This is a genomic window from Kingella kingae, assembly GCF_900475905.1.
GTDB lineage: Bacteria > Pseudomonadota > Gammaproteobacteria > Burkholderiales > Neisseriaceae > Kingella > Kingella kingae.
Genome location: NZ_LS483426.1, coordinates 1,663,869 through 1,679,680, shown reverse-complemented (window position 1 = coordinate 1,679,680; position 15,812 = coordinate 1,663,869). Strand labels below are relative to the sequence as shown.

At 45.5% G+C, this 15,812-nt stretch carries 13 protein-coding genes, 3 pseudogenes and 1 riboswitch; of the genes and pseudogenes, 8 read left to right on the top strand and 8 right to left on the bottom strand.

The genetic code is table 11. The features are described 5' to 3' along the window. Positions 1–54 precede the first annotated feature (54 nt). Together DQN52_RS09020 and DQN52_RS09015 are read left to right on the top strand one after the other, a co-directional pair. Positions 55–636, top strand: a complete 582-nt coding sequence (locus DQN52_RS09020) for a DUF1415 domain-containing protein (RefSeq protein WP_003786358.1) — start codon at positions 55–57, stop codon at positions 634–636. Next, positions 633–1,112 (top strand): YbaN family protein, encoded by a 480-nt coding sequence (locus DQN52_RS09015; protein WP_003786361.1) that lies wholly within the window; start codon positions 633–635, stop codon positions 1,110–1,112. Before DQN52_RS09020 ends, DQN52_RS09015 begins: the two co-directional genes overlap by 4 nt. A 63-nt stretch (positions 1,113–1,175) precedes the next feature. Here the strand turns inward: DQN52_RS09015 and DQN52_RS09010 are convergent, their stop codons facing one another. Both DQN52_RS09010 and lgt read right to left on the bottom strand, forming a co-directional pair. Continuing rightward, positions 1,176–1,442, bottom strand: coding sequence for a DUF3817 domain-containing protein (locus DQN52_RS09010; protein WP_257003589.1), 267 nt, complete (start codon positions 1,440–1,442; stop codon positions 1,176–1,178). A gap of 24 nt (positions 1,443–1,466) precedes the next feature. Next, positions 1,467–2,321 (bottom strand): prolipoprotein diacylglyceryl transferase, encoded by an 855-nt coding sequence (gene lgt, locus DQN52_RS09005; RefSeq protein WP_003786366.1) that lies wholly within the window; start codon positions 2,319–2,321, stop codon positions 1,467–1,469. Between the two features lie 131 nt (positions 2,322–2,452). Here lgt and lnt point away from each other — a divergent pair, with 131 nt between their 5' ends. Both lnt and DQN52_RS08995 read left to right on the top strand, forming a co-directional pair. Further along, entirely contained in the window at positions 2,453–4,030 is a 1,578-nt protein-coding gene (gene lnt, locus DQN52_RS09000; protein WP_003786368.1) for an apolipoprotein N-acyltransferase, read from the top strand. A gap of 114 nt (positions 4,031–4,144) precedes the next feature. Next, positions 4,145–4,900 carry an IS5 family transposase gene (locus DQN52_RS08995; RefSeq protein ID WP_111694402.1) on the top strand — a complete coding sequence of 252 codons (756 nt, stop codon included), beginning with the start codon at positions 4,145–4,147 and terminating at the stop codon, positions 4,898–4,900. Positions 4,901–4,959: 59 nt separating this feature from the next. Here the strand turns inward: DQN52_RS08995 and DQN52_RS08990 are convergent, their stop codons facing one another. Next, entirely contained in the window at positions 4,960–5,454 is a 495-nt protein-coding gene (locus DQN52_RS08990; protein ID WP_003788974.1) for a hypothetical protein, read from the bottom strand. Positions 5,455–5,536: 82 nt separating this feature from the next. Then, a complete protein-coding gene (locus tag DQN52_RS08985) occupies positions 5,537–6,019 on the bottom strand; it encodes a DNA adenine methylase (protein ID WP_231954128.1) in 483 nt (160 codons plus the stop codon). 20 nt (positions 6,020–6,039) lie between these two features. Here DQN52_RS08985 and DQN52_RS08980 point away from each other — a divergent pair. Further along, positions 6,040–6,638, top strand: a pseudogene (locus tag DQN52_RS08980) (IS5 family transposase). Between the two features lie 273 nt (positions 6,639–6,911). Then, complete coding sequence (gene ligA / locus DQN52_RS08975; RefSeq protein WP_003786371.1) at positions 6,912–9,269, top strand: NAD-dependent DNA ligase LigA; 2,358 nt, start codon at positions 6,912–6,914, stop codon at positions 9,267–9,269. 52 nt (positions 9,270–9,321) lie between these two features. On the opposite strand, the gene DQN52_RS08970 is transcribed toward ligA, so the two are convergent. Continuing rightward, on the bottom strand, positions 9,322–9,768 hold the full coding sequence (locus DQN52_RS08970) for a hypothetical protein (RefSeq protein ID WP_019389315.1): 447 nt from the start codon (positions 9,766–9,768) through the stop codon (positions 9,322–9,324). Positions 9,769–9,930: 162 nt separating this feature from the next. Between DQN52_RS08970 and DQN52_RS11670 the strand changes: the two are divergent. Together DQN52_RS11670 and DQN52_RS08965 are read left to right on the top strand one after the other, a co-directional pair. Next, a pseudogene (locus tag DQN52_RS11670) lies at positions 9,931–10,035 on the top strand (IS1/IS1595 family N-terminal zinc-binding domain-containing protein); the annotation flags it as partial. Positions 10,036–10,159: 124 nt separating this feature from the next. Beyond that, positions 10,160–10,825: pseudogene (locus DQN52_RS08965) on the top strand (IS256 family transposase, variant Zn-binding type); the annotation flags it as partial. 140 nt (positions 10,826–10,965) lie between these two features. Here the strand turns inward: DQN52_RS08965 and lepA are convergent. The 3 genes from lepA to trpB form a co-directional block, all read right to left on the bottom strand. Next, the gene (gene lepA / locus DQN52_RS08960) at positions 10,966–12,759 is read right to left on the bottom strand and encodes a translation elongation factor 4 (RefSeq protein WP_003786375.1); all 1,794 of its coding nucleotides are present in this window, start codon (positions 12,757–12,759) and stop codon (positions 10,966–10,968) included. Between the two features lie 250 nt (positions 12,760–13,009). Beyond that, positions 13,010–14,179 carry a methionine adenosyltransferase gene (gene metK, locus DQN52_RS08955; protein ID WP_003786379.1) on the bottom strand — a complete coding sequence of 390 codons (1,170 nt, stop codon included), beginning with the start codon at positions 14,177–14,179 and terminating at the stop codon, positions 13,010–13,012. Positions 14,180–14,387: 208 nt separating this feature from the next. Next, positions 14,388–14,503, bottom strand: a riboswitch (SAM-I-IV-variant riboswitch). A 68-nt stretch (positions 14,504–14,571) separates the two neighbouring features. Continuing rightward, on the bottom strand, positions 14,572–15,777 hold the full coding sequence (gene trpB, locus DQN52_RS08950; protein WP_003786383.1) for a tryptophan synthase subunit beta: 1,206 nt from the start codon (positions 15,775–15,777) through the stop codon (positions 14,572–14,574). Positions 15,778–15,812 lie beyond the last annotated feature (35 nt).

Genomic DNA, 15,812 nt, shown 5'->3' with positions numbered 1-15,812 from the left:
TGTTTATGCTATAATTGATAGCGATTATTAAATAACCCGAAAATCCTAATCATCATGACACAACCCAACGAACAAACCTATATCCAAGCCACGCAACAATGGCTAGAAAAAGCCGTTATCGGGCTAAATTTATGCCCATTTGCCAAAGCACCCAACGCCAAAGGACAAATCCGCATTGCCGTCAGCTTTGCCAAACATCTAGACGCATTTTTGGAAGACGTGGACGCAGAAATCCAACGCCTGCTTGCTACATCGCCCGAAGAATTGGAAACCACGCTGCTGGTGTGCGCCACTTTATTTGACGACTTTTTGCTGTTCAACGATATGTTAGACGCAGCCGATGCTGCGCTGGACGACAACCAAGCGGTTGGCATTGTGCAAATCGCGCCGTTTCATCCGCAATTTCAGTTTGCCGATACTGAAGCGGACGACATCAGCAATTACACCAATCGCAGCCCCTATCCCACTTTGCACTTTATCCGCGAAAGCAGCATAGAAAAAGTCGCGCAAGCCTTTCCCGACCCTGCTGTGATTTTTGAGCGCAATATCCAAACGCTGCAACAAATGGGACACGAAGGCTGGGAAAAATTAGGCATTGCAGGCTGCCCTGTTCATCACAAGGATAAATCATCATGATAAACAGCTTAACACAATGGTTTTTAAGTGCAGAATTGTGGTTGAGCTTACTGATCTTGTTGGGCTTGCCGACCGTTATCGTGCTTGCCATGCCCAAAAGCCGCGTACGCGCCATGTTGATGAATGCGCTGCTGTGGCTAATTGGCGCAATTTCGTTGCTACTGGGCATTATCGGCATTGTGTTGCCCGTGTTGCCGACCACACCATTTATTCTTTTGACGGCGGCTTGCTGGGCAAGAGCGTCGCCACGTTTTCATCGCTGGTTGCATCAACATCGCTACTTCGGGCCAATGGTGCAAAACTGGGAAGAACGCCGTGCCGTGCCGCGCCGTGCCAAATATTTGGCGTGGAGCATGATGACGCTGTCTTGCACTTGGCTGCTTATTCAATTTCCGCAGCGTTGGTATGTGGGCGCGAGTACCGCTGCCGTGTGCTTGTGCGTAGGTTTGTGGATGAAAAGCCTGCCCGATGCGTGAATCACAAAAAGCAGCCTGCACTTTGTTAATAAAAAGTGCAGGCTGCTTTTGTATTTTTTCGTTTTATTTATGCTTGATTTTGTGGTCAAAAATAAACGTACCAAACGGAATAATGGCTGCGACCAGCCCCAACAAAAACACGCTCAACGACCATTTTTTAACGTGGCAGGCAACCAATAAAACCGCCAAAAACGCCAAAAACAAGACACCGTGCGTCATGCCCATTGGGCGGATAAATTCGCCATTGCCCATAAAATAGCGCATCGGAATCGCAAAGGCAAACAGCCCCAAGCACGATAAACCTTCCATAAAACCAACGGCGCGTAAAATCTTCGTCTTGATACTCTTTCTACTTTAATGTGCAGGCTGCTTTTTGCGCCCAAAATAAATAAAACCAATGATTCCCAATGCAATCATCGGTGTGCTTAACCATTGTCCGCGCGATAAGCCCATAAACAAATCCAAATGCGCATCGGGCTGGCGTGCATATTCGGCAATGAAGCGGAAGATGCCGTAGCCGCCCAAGAATGCGGCAGATACTTGTCCTTCTGGGCGTGGCGTTTTGGAAAACAGCCACACAATCGCAAACAAAGCCATGCCTTCTAGCGCAAATTGATACAGTTGCGATGGGTGGCGCGGCAAATAGCCAAACTGGGCAAACCATTCGGCATATTGCGGATTACTGGCGGCAAGGGCGATGTCGGCATCACGCGCTTGCGGAAAACCTGTTGCCCAAAAGTTATTGGGATGGGTGACGCGCCCCCACAATTCGCCGTTAATAAAATTGCCGATGCGCCCCGATGCCAAGCCTGTTGCCACCAATGGCGCAACAAAATCCAACACTTGAAAAAAGCGCAAACCACGTTTTTTGGCGAACAAGAACACGGCACACAACACACCCAAAAAACCGCCGTGAAACGCCATGCCGCCTTCCCACACTTTGAACATATTGAGCGGATTCGCCAAATAAGCGTCCAAATTGTAGAACAAAATATAGCCCAATCGTCCACCCAAAATCACGCCGACTACGCCCCATGTGAGCAAATCGTCCAACATTTCGTTGGTAAACACCGTGTTGCCAGCGCGAATCCGTTTACGCCCCAGCCACACAAATAAAATAAAACCAACAATATAGCTCAACGCATACCAGCGAATCGCCAACGGCCCAAGCTGCACGGCAACGGGGTTAAAGTTTGGATGAATAAACATAATCTTAAAAACTGTGTCAATAAAAAAGCCGTGATTATAACGTGCAGGCTGCTTTTTTTGGCAAAAAACCGTGAAAAAGCAGCCTGCACGTTTATAATGCCTACTTCATTTTTTTGGACGATTTCAATTCCATGTGGACAACTCTATCACACCGATTGGACGCGATTTGGCGTATTCCAGCGGTTTATTTTGTGGTGCTGACTGCGATTGCCTTGGCGACTCCGTTGGCTTTTGCACCGCATTATCACTTTTGGTTGATGCCGCTGCTGTTTGGCGCATTGATTCGCCTGTGTGAACTCAAACCGCGCAAAGCCGTGCTGTCTGCCTATTGGTTTAGCGTGGTGGCGTATGCTGCGCAGTTCTGGTGGATTCACACCGCGCTGCACGATGTATCGGGCTTGGCAAATGTGTTCGCCATTCCACTCACGTTTTTTTTGCCGCTGTTTTTGGCGATTTTCCCTGCGCTGGCTTTTGCGCTGCATCGCCGTTTTTTTGCCCACACACCGCGCTGGGTCAGCATAGGCATTGCCTTGCCAATTTTATGGACGCTTGCCGAATTTGTGCGCGAACGTGGCGTTTTGGGCTTTGGTTGGGGCGCATTGGGCTATTCGCAAATCGCCGACCATTCGCCATTGGCAGGTTTTGCGCCCATTTCGGGGATTCATTTGGTTACGCTTGCCACCGCCTTTTTATCGGCATGGTTGGTTTTATTGGTAAACGATGCCACATTGCGCCAACGCATCAAAGCAGCCGGCGCGATTGCTGTTTTGCTGGGTGCAGGCTGCTTTTTACGCCAAATAGAATGGACGCAACCAATAGGTCAGCCTGTTAGCGTTGCCTTGGCGCAAGGCAATATCGCCCAAAGCATCAAGTTTGACGCGCAACACTACATCGCCACCTATCAGCGATACTACGAGCAAGTGGCGCAAAGCAAAGCACAAATCATCGTGTTGCCCGAAACCGCCTTGCCCCAATTTGTGCAAAACTTGCCGCCCGATTTGCTCGCCCAGTTCGCCCAAGTTGCCCAACAAAATGGCAGTGTATTGGCAGTGGGCGTGCCAGCCTACACCGCAGACGGTTCTGGCTACTTAAACGCCATGCTCAATTTAAGCGACTACCAAGGTGGCGACCCAATGCAGCAACCGTTGTACGCCAAAAATCATCTTGTCCCATTTGGCGAATACAAACCGTGGTCAGCCATTACCCAGCCGTTGTATCAAGTGATGAATATGCCGCTGGCGGATTTCCAAGCAGGCGGCGCAGCGCAAGCACCGTTTGATATGGCAGGACAAAAAGTCGCGTTCAATATTTGTTACGAAGACGGTTTTGGCGATGAGCTTATCGCATCGGCGCAGCAATCCACCTTGTTAGCCAACGCCAGCAATATGGCGTGGTATGGCAAATCCAATGCCATGTGGCAGCAGTTGCAGCAATCTCAAGCCCGCGCCTTGGAATTGGGGCGAGCCATGATTCGCGCCACCAACACAGGCGCAACGGCGATTGTGTCGCATCAAGGCAGCCTGCACCGCGTTGCCCCAGCCAATGTCGCGACCGTGTTACAGGGCGAAGTGCAGGGCAGGGCAGGGCAAACGCCGTATATGCGCTTGGGCGGTAGCTTGCCGTTGGTTGGCTTATTGTTGATTGCGTTAATTGGTTTGGGCGTTTGGGCGTTTGGGCGCGGAAACGGTAAGCGTGATAAAGCAGCCTGAATGCTTTGTACAACCCCTAAAAAAGGGGGGCTGTCCTAGGGGCTATTGACAATTCAAAAGAAGAGGCAAAGGATTTAAGATATTGTTTCCACACAACCATCCTAAACCTTTGCCATGTCCCGAAACACGCTTACAAATGAAACATGGTCAAGACTGTTACCTATTTTGAAACAGCTTGGCATTTATCGCAAGAAAAATTTACGCAAAACAGTAGAAGGTATCCTGTTTCGCTTACGTACAGGCTGCCAATGGGCTGATATACCTAGTTATTTTGGTAAAGCAAACAGCCTTTACCAAAGTTTCAATCACTGGTCTAAACGCGGTATTTTTACCAAATTATTTAAACATTTGGCAGATACACCCGATATAGAATGGGTCTTTATGGACGGTAGCCATATCCGTGTTCATCAACACGGCATGGGTAAAAAATCCATTGTGCATCAAGCTGTCGGTAAGAGTATCGGAGGTCATACGTCTAAAATTCATTTAGCGGTTGATGCTTGTGGTAATCCAATTGAATTTATGATTACAGCTGGTAATGTAAATGAGATTGTTGTTGCGCCTGATTTATTGGCACAATTGGACTTAAGTGATAATGAAACCGTGTGTGCTGATAGAGGTTTTGACAGTGATACTTTTCGTCGGTTAATTCATTCTAAACAAAGTAAAGCCAATATTCCATATAAGAAAAATAGAGAACATCTTAATGTGGACACAGATTGGTATTTATATAAAATCAGGCACTTGGTAGAAAATGCTTTTGCACGATTAAAGCATTTTCGTGCGCTGGCAACACGGTACGATAAATTAAAACGTAATTATGAAAGTACCGTGTCATTAGCTTGTGCTTTGATTTGGTTGAAATTATAGCTAAAATGTCATTAGCCCCTAATGCGTGGGTGCAAGCACCCACCCTACACTTGCTATATTTATTTTACAATTTCAAGCAATTGATTATCTAAAATAATTTCAAGGTCATATAAAAAATCTTCTTTTTCTTCATCATTCAAATCAGCAAATAATTCCTCTGTGGCATATTTGGACAGAATATTATTTATCTCACATAAATGGAATCGGTGAGCTTCTGCTATTCGACCAGCATTTGTAATTGTATTGATGACATGAATCATTAACTTTTCAATTGGTAAATGAAATCCGCTTTCAAAATCATAGCTAGCATAACCCCATTCACTCTCATGTTCCATCCAGCCATCAACTTGACCACGATGAAATTTAGCCCTGCAAGCCCCAAAGGCACTTGCCAAAAAGTCCTTTTTTAATTCATCGTAGGTTGTACGCTCATAATTCATGTATTTATATGCATCATTTTTTCCTTGTGATATAAAACCGCAAAATCTTTGGCACCTTTTCGCAATACCTTTGATACCGAGTAAATTATAAAACCACTGCAATTTTGATACCATAAACGTTTGGATTTGAATTTATAGCATCAAACATAACAACAGCGACGTTTCAGTCGCTTTTGTTGTTGCAGGCTGCTTGAAATCAGTAGTTACAAATGACCAACTCACCACGCTGTATGCGATTTTCTGCTTTGCGTCTCACAGAATAAGCTAGCTGCAATTCTGTAATATTGAACTCAGCAAACAATGCGCGAATATCGGGGTGGTCATTAATACTCAGCATCATCTTACCTTGCATGGTTCGCATCGTTTGAGCAAGCTGTTCGTATTCCGTCCAATCAAATACACGCTCGTAACCTGCGGTTTGCCAGTACGGTGGGTCTGCATAAAAGAATGTATGTGGTCGGTCGTAGCGTTTGACACAGCGTTGCCATGGTTCGTTTTCAATGAATACACCACCTAATCGTTGTCGTGCAGCCTGCAATTTTTCGGCAATTTGCGTTGCATTCCATGCTTTGCCTGTCGTCTCTGTACCAAATGTTTGACCCGTTGTTTTGCTGCCAAAGGTATTGTGTTGCAAATAAAAGAACCGTGCTGCACGTTGAATATCAGAACCTGTATTCACAAAAATAATAAAATATCTTTATGACCAGAAAATCCTACCCAACAGACTTAACAGATGCCCAATGGCAAGCGATTGAGCCATATTTTAACCAGCTACGCCACTACAAATGGGATAAACGTCAATTAGTGAATGCCGTTTTGTACATGACCAAAACAGGTTGCCAATGGCGTATGCTGCCCAATGATTTTCCACCTTATTCAACCGTATGGAGTTTCTATCGCAGAGCCAATCAATCAGGCTTATGGGATAGAATTCTTTTGGCATTGGTTCAAAAAAACGTTTAATCCATCAAAAACAAGCAATGCCAACTTATGCCATTATTGATTCACAAAGTGTCAAAACAGCTTCTAGCGCACATGATAAAGGTTTTGATGGAGGTAAAAAAATCAAAGGCCGTAAGCGACATATATCAGAGTAATTGGGTTTAACTGTTGAGATTTCAAAGAAAATTCAAGATATTTCTTGGCATATTCTGCCCAAACGTTGGATTGTAGAACGAACGTTTGCATAGTTAGGTTGGTCTCGACGTTTAGCAAAAGATTTTGAGCAGACGAATTTATCTGCTGAAAATTTTGTTAAACTAGGGTATATTTCACAAATATTAAAATTTATCAAATAGTTGTTTGTGAATACAGGTTCTTAAAACAGTTAGTAAAATCAAGTTTATCCTAGTTATCTAGGACAGCCCCTTTTTTTGGATACTGAATTTGTCAGATTATAGAGTATAAGTTGAATAATTAAATCTGATATTTATCAAAAATTTCCCTTTTGTTGCATACAAAAATCCAACTCACGTCCATATTCTCATGCAGCCTGAAACCACTAATTTAATGTTTCAGGCTGCATTTTTTCAGTACAATTTCATTTATTTTCCTTTCAGGCAACCTGAACTATGTCAAACACACAAATTCAAAACCAAATCAAACACCTAACCGAAATCCTAAACCGCTACGCCCACGAATATTACACGCTAGACGCGCCAAGTGTTCCCGATAGCGAATACGACAAACTCTACCGCGAATTGGAACAGCTAGAACGTGATTTCCCCTATTTCAGGCTGCCTGAAAGCCCGACTAATCGCGTGGGCGGTGCGATTTTGAGCGAATTTGCCAGCGTGCGCCATGCCGTACCGATGTTGTCGCTGAACAATGCGTTTTCGCCACGCGATGAATCGGGCGCGTACGACCACGCCGAAACGCTGGCGTTTAACGAACGCGTTTGCAAAGATTTAAATCAGGCGCAAACGGAATACACGATTGAGCCAAAATTTGACGGCTTGGCGGTTAGTTTGTTGTATCAAAACGGCATTTTTATTCAGGCAGCCACACGCGGCGACGGCACGATTGGCGAAGACGTTACCGAAAACATCAAAACCGTTCGTAATATCCCTTTGAAATTGCACGGTAAAAATATCCCCAATCTGATTGAAGTGCGCGGCGAAGTGTTGATGCTGAAAGCGGATTTTGCCACGCTCAACGCTCGCCAAGAAGCGGCTGGACAAAAACCATTTGCCAATCCACGCAACGCGGCGGCTGGCAGTTTGCGCCAGTTAAATTCGCGTGTGGCGGCGGAACGTAAATTGCATTTTTTTGGCTACGGCATTGCGCGTCTTGACGGCGTAGAAAATCCGCCCCAAACCCACGCGGAAGAATTGTTGTGGTTGCAGGAATTGGGGTTTAGTTTGCCGACTGGAAATTGGCACATTTGCGCGAATATCGCCGAAGTTTTGCAACAATACGAGCAATTAGCCGAAAAACGCCCCAATCTGCCGTATGAAATTGACGGCATGGTTATCAAAGTTAATTCATTGATTGAACAAGAAAAACTCGGTTTTGTTTCACGCGCACCGCGTTGGGCGATTGCACACAAATTTCCTGCCGAAGAAGCCATTACGATTGTGGAAGCGATTGACGTGCAAGTCGGGCGCACGGGCGCGATTACGCCTGTGGCGCGGTTGCAGCCTGTGGCGGTCGGCGGCGTGGTCGTTACCAACGCGACTTTGCACAATCAGGACGAAGTGGCGCGAAAAGACGTGCGCGTGGGCGATAGCGTGATTGTGCGCCGCGCTGGCGATGTGATTCCCGAAGTCGTGCGCGTGGTGTTGGAACGCCGCCCGATGGTGCAGGAATTGGGCGCGGATTTGTTTAGCGAAACCGTTGAAAAACCAAAGTTTTCTGCTTTCAGGCTGCCTGAATTGTGCCCTGTTTGCAACAGCCCGATTGAGCGCGAAGACGGCGAAGCGGTGGCGCGTTGTAGCGGCGGAATGTTGTGTCAGGCGCAGCGAGCGCAGGGCTTAATCCATTTTTCGGCGCGAAAAGCGATGGATATTGTCGGTTTGGGGGATAGGCAGATTGAAGCGTTGGTAGAACAAGATGTATTACACAGTTTTGCTGATATTTATCAATTAGATATTGCGAAATTGCAAAAAATCAAAGACAGCAAATCCAGCGCAACGAAATGGGCGGAAAATATTTTGACTGGCATTGAAAATAGCCGTAAGCCGTTGTTATCACGCTTTTTATTTGCGTTAGGGATTCGGCACGTTGGCGAAAGCACGGCAAAACAGCTTGCCAATGCGTTTGGCGATTTGGCGACGGTGCGACACGCGCCCGAGCCTATTTTGGCATGTTTGCCCGATATTGGCGGTGTGGTGGCGCAGTCTATCGCGCATTATTTCAGGCAGCCTGCACAACAAAAATTGTTGGACGATTTGTTGGCAGTGGGGGTTGAGCCGCAACACGCTGTTTTATCTACAAATGTGCGCGAATTTGCGACGCCTGCGCGTTGGATTTCGCGTTTGCCGAATTACAAAATCAGCGAAAAACGGGCGCAGGAATTGTGGGATTTGGCTGGCGGTTCGGTGGAGGGTTTGTTGTCGGATAAGGTATTGCCAATTGAGTGGCAAAATTGGTGCAATATTGCGGAAAATGCGGCACTTTTGCGCGAAGTTGGCGAATTTTTGGCGATGTTGCCCGAATTTGGCGCAACGAATGCGGAAAACGCGGTTTTAGGCAGCCTGAATAATTTGATTGCTGGCAAAACCTTTGTTTTAACAGGCACTTTGCCGACTTTGAAACGCGATGAGGCGGCGGCGATGATTGAAGCGGCTGGCGGTAAGGTTTCAGGCAGCGTGTCTAAAAAAACGGATTTTGTGGTGGCTGGCGATGCGGCTGGCTCTAAATTGGAAAAGGCGTTGAGTTTGGGTGTGGCGGTTTTGTCGGAAGATGAATTTTTGGCGATGTTGGGATAGTTTTTAACAAAATAGCGCGTAGATTGGTTTATCCAATTTACGCGCTGTTTCATTAGTATGTCGTTAAATTATATTTAATTTTACTTGTGTTGATAGAACAACCAGTTTTTACGCCCACATAATCTGCATTATCTAAACGAGTTTTTTCATTAGCACTCAGGCTAATTGATGTGTGTAAACTATTACACGCAAAACCCTGTGAATCATATGTTGGTACAAAAATATCTAAACGAATGCCTTTTGAAGTTTTATTATAAACTTCTCCTTTAAATACAACAGGTTTATGAGCCAAACTTTCCTGACCAACTTCCAAAGCAAAGTTTTTAATTTCATATTGATTGGTTACTTTATTACCAATGTTCACTGTACCGCCTCCAGCTACGGTGCTAGTTAATGAACCTAATGTACTGTTGATTTGTTGCAATCCTGTATTTAATTCGGCGCAACCAGTCATCAAACCTAATACTGCAATCATGGAAAAAGAAAAAAGACGTTTCATAATATTTGCTTTGTTAAAAAATGTTAATATTAGTATATCATATGATTCAAGTATTGCCAATAACGGGTTAAAGGACAAAATGGTTGGTAAAAATCGCTGAAAGCCTTATGCTTAAAGGCTTTCAGATAGGTCAAATGCTTTGAACACAAAAAATGCCCTTTTTGTCACTCAAATTCCGTTCAAAAATACGGAACGCGTAACCATAAACAACGCTATTTTTGCACCCAATGTAAGAAGTGTTTTAACGGTGGAATACGCTTAAATTAACGATGAACTTTGGTAACAATATCGCGATGAGCATCGCACCATTGAACAACTGGCTCAACAGTATCAATGCAGCACCAAAACCATTCAACGCCGCTTAATAAAATGAGCAACGAAACAAAATCACTTTTCGCACCCGAAAAAGGTTAATGTGTTTTTGGATACAACTTATTTTGGGCATACTTTTGGTGCGTTGGTTTTAATGGATAGTGTGAGTAAACAAGTTTTATCCGTTGATATTGTCGCTTATGAAACCAATCAGCTTTATTATCAAGCAGTAAAAAAGTTAAAAGATAATAACATGATTATTCAAAGCATTATTTGCGATGGGCGTAAGGGATTGCCGCAATTATTTGCAGATATTCCTGTGCAACTGTGCCAGTTTCATCAAGTTCAAACGGTTATTCGATACCTGACCAATAAACCTAAATCGCTCGCTGCTGAGCAACTCAGGGCATTAACCTTAACGCTTACCAAAAGCAGTTTTAGCAGCTTTCAGGCTGCATTGAATAGTTGGTATAGGCAACATAAACAATATGTCAATGAACGTACCATTAACGCTGAAACAGGTAAAACACACTACACCCACAAACGATTAAGAAGTGCTTATTTAAGCCTAAAACGCAACTTGCCCTTGCTGCTCACATTTGAGCAATATACTGAGTTATCCATTCCCAATACAACGAATTTATTGGAAAGTCGTTTTGCTGGTTTAAAAAGTGCTTTGAACCACCATATTGGCCTAAATTTAGAGAATAAAACTATGTTTATTAAAGATTATTTTTCTAATTAGGCAGGTTAGGTGTGGTAAAAAACAACCATTTTGTCTTTTAACCCTAAAATCGAGTTTATCCTAGTTATCTAGGACAGCCCCTAATCAAAAGCAGCCTGCACTTTGTGTTTAACTAAAGTGCAGGCTGCTTTTTGACTTGTTTACTTATCCCCAATCTCCAAAATCGCCAAAAACGCGCTTTGTGGAATTTCCACATTACCCACTTGCTTCATGCGTTTTTTACCAGCTTTTTGTTTTTCCAACAATTTTTTCTTGCGCGTAATATCGCCGCCATAACATTTCGCCAACACGTTTTTACGCAAGGCTTTCACGTTTTCACGCGCGATGATTTGACCGCCAATCGCTGCCTGAACCGCAATATCAAACATTTGGCGCGGAATCAATTCACGCATTTTGCTTGCCAATTCACGCCCACGCTGCACCGAAGTTTGACGATGCACAATCAAACTCAACGCGTCCACTTTATCGCCATTTACCATAATGTCCAATTTTACCAAATCAGACGGCTGAAACTCTTTAAATTCATAGTCTAACGACGCATAACCACGCGAAGTAGATTTCAATTTATCAAAGAAATCCATCACCACTTCATTCATCGGCAAATCATAAGTCAGCATCACTTGGCGACCCAAATACTGCATATTGCGTTGAACGCCGCGTTTTTGATTACACAACGTCATCACATTGCCCACATAATCTTGTGGCACAAGAATCGTCGCCGTGATAATCGGCTCTAAAATCGTATCAATCGTGGCAATATCGGGCAATTTGGACGGATTTTCCACTTCAATTTTTTCGCCATTTTTCAACACGACGTCATAGACCACAGTCGGCGCAGTCGTAATCAAATCCATGTCAAATTCGCGTTCCAAACGCTCTTGCACGATTTCCAAATGCAACAAGCCCAAGAATCCGCAACGGAAACCAAAACCCAACGCTTGCGACACTTCAGGCTCAAATTTCAACGAAGCATCATTCAGTTGCAATTTTTCCAAGGCATCACGCAAATTCTCGTAATCGTGGCTTTCCACAGGATACAAACCAGCGAAAACTTGCGATTGCACTTCCTTAAATCCTGCCAACGGCGCGACGGCTGGATTATTCGCCAGCGTAACCGTATCGCCCACTTTTGCCGAGCCAAGTTCTTTTACGCCCGTAATCAGGAAACCCACTTCGCCAGCACTTAATTGTTGTTTTTGAACCGATTTCGGTGTGAATACGCCCAGTTGTTCCACTTGCGTTTCTGCTTTGGTCGCCATAAATTGAACTTTGTCTTTCAATTTAATCGTGCCGTTTTTCACACGAATCAACATCACCACGCCAACATAATTGTCAAACCACGAGTCAATAATCACGGCTTGCAATGGCGCGTTGGAGTCGCCTTCGGGTGCAGGAATTTTCGCCACGATTTCTTCCAGCACGTCTTCCACGCCCAAGCCCGATTTTGCCGAACATGTTACCGCGCCCACCGCGTCAATACCGATGATGTCTTCAATTTCTTGCGACACGCGGTCGGGGTCGGCGGCTGGCAAATCAATTTTATTCAGCACTGGCACAACTTCCACGCCCAAATCAATCGCCGTGTAGCAGTTCGCCACCGTTTGCGCTTCCACGCCTTGCGATGCGTCCACCACCAACAACGCGCCTTCACAAGCGGACAGCGAACGCGACACTTCATAGGAAAAGTCCACGTGTCCGGGTGTGTCAATTAAGTTTAATTGGTAGATTTCGCCGTTTTTGGCTTTGTAATTTAAGGCAGCCGTTTGCGCTTTAATCGTGATGCCACGTTCTTTTTCAATATCCATAGAATCAAGTACTTGTGTACTCATTTCACGCAAATCCAAACCGCCGCAGTATTGGATAAAGCGGTCAGCCAATGTAGATTTGCCATGGTCAATGTGGGCGATGATGGAGAAATTTCTAATGTTTTTCATAGTTTGTTTAGGGTTGATTGAATGTGCAGGCTGCTTTTTTTAGTCGTTTCAATTCAAGATGGCATTTTGTAGGCTGGGTCATGACCCAACAAAACTTATCAATGGTTAAATTAGTTCAATGTTGGGTCGCGCCCCACCTACGACTAAATGCAGCGCAATAGTTAAAGTAAAATCCGCGCATTTTAACAGAAAAAGTGCAGGCTGCTTGCGAAAAAGCAGCCTGCACTTTACAGACCATTAGAATGCGTAATTACAATTTAGCCGCAGCACGCAATGCCGCTGCTTTGTCGGTTTTTTCCCAAGTAAATTCAGGCTCTTCTCTGCCAAAATGACCATACGCAGCCGATTTAGAATAAATAGGACGCAACAAGTCCAACATTTGAATAATGCCTTTGGGGCGCAAATCAAAATGTTCGCGCACCAATTTAATCAATTCGGCTTCGTTCAATTTGCCTGTGCCAAACGTGTCAATAGAAATGGAAGTCGGCTCGGCAATGCCAATCGCATACGAAATTTGGATTTGACATTGCGATGCCAATCCAGCCGCGACAATGTTTTTCGCCACATAGCGACCTGCATACGCGGCAGAGCGGTCCACCTTGCTTGGGTCTTTGCCCGAAAATGCGCCACCACCGTGCGGAGCTGCACCGCCATAAGTATCCACAATAATTTTACGACCTGTTAAACCACAGTCGCCTTGTGGGCCACCGATGATGAATTGACCTGTCGGGTTGATGAAGTATTTGGTTTCGGGCGTGATTAAATCGGCAGGCAACACAGGGAAAATGATGTGTTCTTTAACCGCCGCGCACAAATCTTCGTGGCTAATGCTTTCATCGTGTTGTGTAGATAAAACCACTGTGTCAATGCGCGTTACGCGACCTGTTTCGTTGTCATATACCACCGTTAATTGCGCTTTGGCATCGGGGCGCAACCACGGCAACAAACCGCTTTTGCGTACTTCGCTTTGGCGTTGCATTAAACGGTGGCTGTAATAGATGGCAAACGGCATCAGCGTGGGCGTTTCATCGCAAGCATAGCCAAACATCAAGCCTTGGTCGCCTGCGCCTTGGTTCAAATCCAAGCCTTCGCCTTCGTTTACGCCTTGTGCGATGTCGGGCGATTGTTCACCATAGTTCAACACCAGCTTGAATGTGTCGGCAGCAAAGCCCAATGCTGGGTCGTTGTAGCCAATTTTACGGACGGTTTCACGCGCCACTTGTTCGTAGTCCACTTTTGCGGTGGTTGTGATTTCGCCAGCCAATACGCATAAATCGGTCGCTACCAAAGTTTCGGCAGCCACACGCGCTTTGGGGTCTTGTGCGAAAATTGCGTCCAAAATCGCGTCTGAAATTTGGTCGGCTACTTTGTCTGGGTGTCCTTCTGACACCGATTCTGATGTGAATAAATATTCGCTCATGATGTTCTCTATAAATGAAATGGTTACAAAAAAAGTATTTGGGCATATCAAACCATATAGTGGATTAAATTTAGATTAGGACAAGGCGACAACGATCGCCGTGTACAGCTAGTACATAAGGGAGTTGGCAACGCTGTACTAATCTAAATTTAATTCACTATATTAGGCTTGATATGTTGGCATTCGTATAGATAAAAAAATGCCCGCATTAAGCGGGTTTGGATTGCTTGGGATAAAAACCCAAAGCCACATCGGTTTGTTAAACCGTCCACCTTACTGTACAACAGCAGGTTGGCATGGAAGTTCCAACTCTTAATGCAGGGCGCATGGTAGCAAAAAATCGGGAATAGGACAAGGCAGCCTGCACAAAATAAAGTGCAGGCTGCTTTTTATCATAACTCAATATTTTTCAATTTCGCCACCGTGTTGATGTCCTTATCGCCGCGCCCCGACAAATTCACCAAAATCACTTCATCTTTGCTCATTTTTGGCGCATTTGCCACCGCCCAAGCCAGCGCGTGTGAGCTTTCCAACGCTGGGATAATCCCTTCATATCGGCACAACAAATCAAATGCTTGCAACGCCGCGTCATCATTTGCCGCATGATATTCCACGCGCCCGATGTCGTTTAAATGGCTGTGTTCAGGCCCAATCCCAGGGTAATCCAAACCTGCCGAAACCGAATGCGTCCCCAGTACTTGACCATTTTCATCTTGCATCAAATAGCTGCGGAAACCGTGCAACACGCCAATCGGTGCTTTTGACGTAATCGGCGCAGCGTGTTCAGGCGTATCCACACCGTGTCCGCCCGCTTCCACGCCCACCAAACGCACATTTTCTTCGCCAATATACGGATAGAACAAGCCAATCGCATTTGAGCCGCCGCCCACGCAAGCCACCGCCACATCAGGCTGCCTGCCAATCGCTTCCAACATTTGCTCTTTCGCTTCGTTGCCAATCACGCATTGGAAATCGCGCACCATTTCAGGATACGGCGCAGGGCCTGCCGCCGTGCCGATGATGTAGAACGTATCGTCCACACGCGCCACCCATTCGCGCATGGCTTCGTTCATCGCGTCTTTCAGTGTGCGGCTGCCACTATCCACGCCCACCACATTCGCGCCCAATAATTTCATGCGGAACACGTTGGGGGCTTGGCGTTGAATGTCGTCCGCGCCCATGTAAACGTGGCATTCCATACCAAAACGTGCTGCTACCGTTGCGCTTGCTACGCCGTGTTGTCCTGCGCCCGTTTCCGCAATCACGCGCTTTTTGCCCATGCGTTTGGCGAGCAAGGCTTGACCAATCGTGTTGTTTACCTTGTGTGCGCCTGTGTGGTTTAAATCTTCGCGTTTCAACCAAATCTGTGCGCCGCCCAAATGTTCCGACAAGCGTTTGGCGTGATAAACAGGGCTAGGACGACCGACATAATGTTTTAAATCGTGGCGAAATTCTGCCCAAAATTCAGGGTCATTTTTCGCTTGATTGTAGGCTTCGGCCAATTCTTGCAAAGCTGGGATTAGCGTTTCGGCAACATATACGCCACCGTGTTCGCCAAAAAAACCGTTTTGGTCTGGGGCTTGGTAATTTTTTGTCATGGGGATTCCTTTCAATAAAAATCGTCAATCAATAT